This window comes from Acinetobacter sp. MB5, assembly GCF_003261585.1.
Lineage (GTDB): Bacteria > Pseudomonadota > Gammaproteobacteria > Pseudomonadales > Moraxellaceae > Acinetobacter.
Genome location: NZ_POVU01000038.1, coordinates 1 through 5,420, shown reverse-complemented (window position 1 = coordinate 5,420; position 5,420 = coordinate 1). Strand labels below are relative to the sequence as shown.

4 protein-coding genes and 2 pseudogenes are annotated in these 5,420 nt (G+C 38.0%); 4 read left to right on the top strand and 2 right to left on the bottom strand.

The window, feature by feature from the left end; translation table 11 throughout:
• Positions 1-102 (bottom strand): annotated as a pseudogene (locus C1A47_RS17455) (electron transfer flavoprotein subunit beta/FixA family protein); the annotation flags it as partial.
• Between the two features lie 697 nt (positions 103-799).
• On the opposite strand from C1A47_RS17455, the gene C1A47_RS17450 reads away from it, so the two are divergent.
• The 4 genes from C1A47_RS17450 to C1A47_RS17435 all read left to right on the top strand — a co-directional run bounded on the left by C1A47_RS17450 (position 800) and on the right by C1A47_RS17435 (position 4,711).
• A complete protein-coding gene (locus C1A47_RS17450) occupies positions 800-2,206 on the top strand; it encodes an amino acid permease (protein ID WP_111896282.1) in 1,407 nt (468 codons plus the stop codon).
• A gap of 74 nt (positions 2,207-2,280) precedes the next feature.
• Positions 2,281-3,030 (top strand): SDR family NAD(P)-dependent oxidoreductase, encoded by a 750-nt coding sequence (locus C1A47_RS17445; RefSeq protein ID WP_111896281.1) that lies wholly within the window; start codon positions 2,281-2,283, stop codon positions 3,028-3,030.
• Complete coding sequence (locus C1A47_RS17440) at positions 3,023-3,766, top strand: SDR family oxidoreductase (protein WP_111896280.1); 744 nt, start codon at positions 3,023-3,025, stop codon at positions 3,764-3,766. The genes C1A47_RS17445 and C1A47_RS17440 overlap by 8 nt, the downstream gene beginning before the upstream one ends.
• A 78-nt stretch (positions 3,767-3,844) precedes the next feature.
• A complete protein-coding gene (locus tag C1A47_RS17435) occupies positions 3,845-4,711 on the top strand; it encodes an EamA family transporter (RefSeq protein ID WP_111896279.1) in 867 nt (288 codons plus the stop codon).
• Between the two features lie 360 nt (positions 4,712-5,071).
• On the opposite strand, the pseudogene C1A47_RS17430 reads toward C1A47_RS17435, so the two are convergent.
• A pseudogene (locus C1A47_RS17430) lies at positions 5,072-5,420 on the bottom strand (hypothetical protein); the annotation flags it as partial.

Sequence of the window (5,420 nt, the reverse complement as noted above, 5' to 3'; positions counted from 1 at the left end):
TGACATTTTTACGTTGGTTAAATCAACACCACTATTGTCCGGCTTAACGCGAACTTTAACGTTGGCATCTACCACACGTTTGACAGCAACAAGAGCCTTCATGTATTCCTCTAAAATCTCATATAATGCAAGCTTGAATATTAATTTAGTCCATAAATACCTTGGAATAAATCACCTATCAACTTTGTTTTTATATTGGATGAAGTTTTTTAATCTTGTCAATGAAGTTTTTTCTTAAAGTTTTATATAATTAAAATTATAACCTATAAAAATTAAATTAAATGTTTTTTTGGTTATATGATTTAAAATAATGAGTTATCTTTTTATTTGTTTTTATTTTAATCAAAAATCCGTTTTTTTAATTTTGTATTGATCGTTTTTTGATTCCATTTCTGCATTATCCTATTCCATTTTTTCTTTAACTCATTGATTGTAAATAGTCTATTCCATTTTTTCGCAAAGTTATTCCATTTTTTCAGCGATATTAATTAAAAATCCTACAAGATGCACTTGAAATGAGCATTAATTGCTTTATGGTCTATTGGGGTGCAGATGGATATTTAAATTGAGGTGAATAAGTATAGTGAGTTAATCAGCTGTTTTTTTTATAAAAGGATTTTAATCTTAGTTAAATAAATGAAAAAATGTGATTATTTTGTGGATTAAAACCGTGCATTATTGAAACATTTTTCATAATTTTGGATGAATTGACCAAAGTATTTAAAAAGGATTAAAAAGGATTAAGGCCGTTTAAATAAATAAGCGACTACAAGATTCTTGTTTTACTCAAGGAAAGATTATGGCTAGTAATTTAAATGATTCAAAATTGAAGCATACATTATCAGACCGTCAGGTTTCGATGATTACCATTGGGGGAATTATTGGTGCAGGATTATTTATTGTTTCTGCATCAGCAATTAACAGTATTGGCCCAGCGGTTTTAATCTCATACATGCTGACAGGGCTACTATGTTTTTTTGTGATGCGTATGCTCGGTGAAATGGCAGTTTTAAATCCTGACTCAGGTTCATTTTCAACCTATGCCTCTAAAGCATTGGGTCACTGGGCAGGATTTACGGTTGGTTGGTTGTATTGGTGGTACTGGGCACTGGTGGTGGCATTTGAAGCTGTTCTCGGCGCAGGGATTCTGAATGCTTATTTTCCTGCGATTCCAGCATCTGTATTTGCGGTTGGCATTATTATTTTGCTGTCATTAACCAACTTATTTGATGTGCGTAACTTCGGTGAGTTTGAGTTCTGGTTCGCTTTGGTGAAGGTAGTAGCAATCGTCTTGTTTATTGTGATCTGTGGTCTGGCGATCTTTGGTTATTGGCCATTAGCTAAAAATGTTAGTGGTATTGCGAACTTATATAGTCACGGTGGTTTCTTGCCTCAAGGTTATGGCTCAATTCTACAAGGTGTTTTGATTACGATTTTCTCATTCTTCGGAATTGAGATGTTGTCGATTGCAGCAGCAGAAGCCAAACACCCAGAGAAACAAATTCGTCGTTCGATCAATCTGGTGATCTACCGTATCGCGATTTTCTACGTCTTGTCGATTTTCCTTGTACTTTGTATCGTGCCTTGGAATGATCCAGGTCTACAAAAAATTGGAACATTCCAATATGTGTTGTCTGTATTGAATGTGCCAGGGACCAAAGTGGTGATGGATATTGTGGTATTCATTGCGGTATGTAGCGTACTAAACTCAGGGATTTATGTATCGTCACGTATGATGTTCTCTTTGGCAGATCGTGGCGATGCACCTAAGTTCTTAGGCAAAGTCAGCACTGCAGGTGTACCAAAAGCAGCTGTAATTTTGTCAACTATTGTATCTTTAGGCGCAGTATTTGCGAACTATTTCTTCTCTGAAGGTTTGTTCTCATTCTTGCTTTCAACCATTGGTTCGATTGGTTTGATTGTGTATTTGGTTGTGGCATGTTCCCAATATGCTTTACGTCGCAAATATGACAAACAAGGTATCGAACTGAATTTCAAAATGTGGTTATTCCCTTGGATTACCTTGGCTGTGATTGCATTGATTGTGATGACATTGGGTTATATGTTCATTGCTGAAAAATACCAATACGAATCAATGATGACCGCCTCATTGACTGCGATTATTTTGGTAGCGAGTTTCATTCGAGGCCGTCAAAAGCAAAAAAACAGTCAATATGCATTAAACAGTGAAGAAAGCAGCAATTAAGTTAAGTTGTATTTGTTGTAAAAGGTTTTGGTTGTAGCTGATAAAAAAGCTTGTGTAAAAGTGTAGGTTAAATTATGAAAAATCAATCTGTTGTAATCGTAGGTGGTGCTTCTGGCTTAGGTTTCGAAACTGCGAAGCTAATGTGTGAAAATGGCGTGACAAAAATTGGAATCATTGATCGCAATGTTGAGCTGATGGAGAAAGCAGCAGCAGAGCTACGTGTACTAGGTGTTCAGGTTGCGACAGCAGAAGGAGATATTTCACGTCTGGAATCAGCGCATGCGGCATTTAACCACATTGCACAAGAATTGGGGCGTATTCATTGCTTGGTAAACAGTGCAGCGATCTATCCGCGTGAAGATATTTTCAGTATTACCGATGAACAATGGGACTTGGAAAATGCAGTCAATATCAAAGGTACCTACCATATGATGGTAGCCGCAGTACGTCATATGCAGCAATTTGTTGGGCAAGATGTAGTGACAGGACGTATTGTCAATGTGACTTCGGTTGATGCATTCAAAGCACATCCACAAAATGCGCACTATGCTGCAACTAAAGCGGCAGTGGTCAGCTTAACCAAATCTTTTGCTCAAGCTTGTGCTCCAGATCAGATTTTAGTGAACTCTGTTGCACCAGCAGGTTTTGCAACAGAACGTGCTAAACAATTGGGTTTCTTGGGTGAGTTGGCTGCGGCAAATCCATTAAAACGCGCTGCTGAGCCAAAAGAAATCGCTGAATGGATCGTGATGATGGGCAGTTCACGTAACAGCTATGCAACAGGTGAAAATGTGATTGTGAGTGGTGGATACATTTATGCTTAATCAAGTCTATAACACTGCTTTAGTCACAGGTGCAACCAGTGGTATTGGTAAAGCGATTGTATTGGCACTGGCAGGACAAGGTATTCAAGTCTTGGCGCTAGGACGTAATTTGGATTTGTTGCAAGAATTTGATGGCATTGAAAATGTCAAAGCAATTCAAGCAGATGTCCGTGATTACAATCATCTCAAAGAATTGTTTGCTGCCTATGAAGTCGATGTTGTGGTGAACAATGCAGGGGTTCTAACGACTCGTTCAGAATTCCAGAATATTGAGCATAGCGATATAGATGCGATGCTGGATATTAACTTGAAAGCGCCATTGCATTTAACGCGTGAAGCGTTGCCTGCCATGATTGAGCGTGGTAAAGGACATGTATTCTTTATTGGTTCAAGTGCAGGTTTAACGCCACATCCAAACTCAACTGTGTATGGTGCTTCTAAAGCAGGGATTAGTTTGTTTTGTGATGCGCTGCGCTGTGACCTGATTGGGAAAGGCATTCGTGTCACTGAAATCGCACCAGGGCGTGTACAAACCAATTTGTATCGAACTGCGATTGAGCAAAGCAAAGTACAATCTGAACTGTATGACGAATATGAATCGATTATGCCTGAAGACATTGCCGAACTGATTTTAACGGCACTGAAATTACCACAGGCAGTGGATGTTTCACGGTTTGAAGTTTTCCCAACATCACAAGTGGTTGGTGGTTCAAGAATTGTGAAAAAACAGTCTTAAACCCATATTGCTTTTGACAAAAAACTTACCTTGTATTTTGCAAGGTAAGTTTTTTTATGCAATGAAAATAGGATAAAAATGAATAATATTAAAGTACTGTCAATTTTGTATATGCTCTTTTCAATGATCTCAACACAGTTTAGTGCTTCAATTGCCAAGAAAATGATTATGCAATTAGATGCTTTAACCGTGACGATTTTCCGTATTTTCTTTGCTGCAATTATTTCTTTTATTTTATTTAAATCATGGCGAATTCTGCCCAAACTCAAATTAATTAATAAGTCAGACCTATTTCTATACACCATGGCACTGTGTGTCATGAATACCTTGTTTTATTTTTCTTTAGGCAAATTGCCTCAAGGCATTGCTGTCGGTTTAGAATTTACAGGGCCATTATTATTAGCTCTATTTTCAATTAAACAAAGATCAGATTATCTTTGGGTTGGCTTTGCCATATTGGGAATTTTACTAATGGTGCCTTGGGCTGAGGCATTACAACTCAAATTTTCAATTTTAGGGGCAATCTGTGCTTTGGGAGCGGGCTTTTGCTGGGCCTTTTATATTTATTATGGGCAACGTGTTGCAACGGCCAATTTGGGTATTCATGCACTGAGTTTGGCACTGTGCTTTTCTTCGGTTTTGTTACTGCCAGCAGGGTTTATTTTGCATCCTGAACCGCTACTGACGCCAAGCTATTGGTTGCAAGGTTTGCTGATCGCCATTTTTGCGGCAGCTTTTCCTTATACACTGGATATTTTGGCGCTCAAACATTTAAGTAAACTCAGTTATGGCACTTTATCGAGTTTATCACCTGTGTTGGCGGCATTGGCAGGGCTGATCTTTTTGCATGAATATCTGAGCTTGTTGCAATGGATCGCTTTGATTTTTATTATGATTGCGTCGATTGGTGTCACTTTGCGCAAGGAAACGGCTGAATCAGCTTAACAAGTTGATTCCACAGTGCTAAACGATGCTTTTAAATCACGGTATCTGTGAAAATACATGGATCAAGTTCATCTAATATTTAAAGTTGCGGTGCTTATCGGTTTTAGATACAGGCTCAACTTGAACAGGTTTTTCAATCTGCACATCGTAACTCATTTGGACAGCTCGCACAGTACGGCTATCGAATCAAATCAATACTGAAAATGATCTAAATTGGAAGGCATGGTGTTTAGGATCTATCTGTTAAAAGACTCAGAATGAATGCAATGACATGTATAGCGTTGTATTTTAAAGGTGGGCTTTCACTGACTTTAATTGTTATATAGAAGATCATCAAAGCGATGATCTTCTTTTATATTCTTAGAAGTTATAGAAGAACAATAAGTTCAACATACGATTGGTTTTATTGTCATCTCCCGCCGCGAGTGAGTTGGCTGAACCATTAATAAACACGTCGTTTTTACCAATAATATACTCGGCTGCAACAGAGAACTGTTTAATGTCGAGCTGCGCACCGAAAATATTACGGGTTGAGTCTTTACCGCCTGAAGTATTCTTTTTATAGACCGAATAAGTCATATAAGGAGTGAGAGTGAAGCGCTGATTTGGATCTTTATAGACATAGTTTAAGTCAGCCGTATAGAAGTCTGCATTGTTCGCGACGTAGTAAGTATCGTCAAAAGAACCCATAACCGAATAATCTGGATGC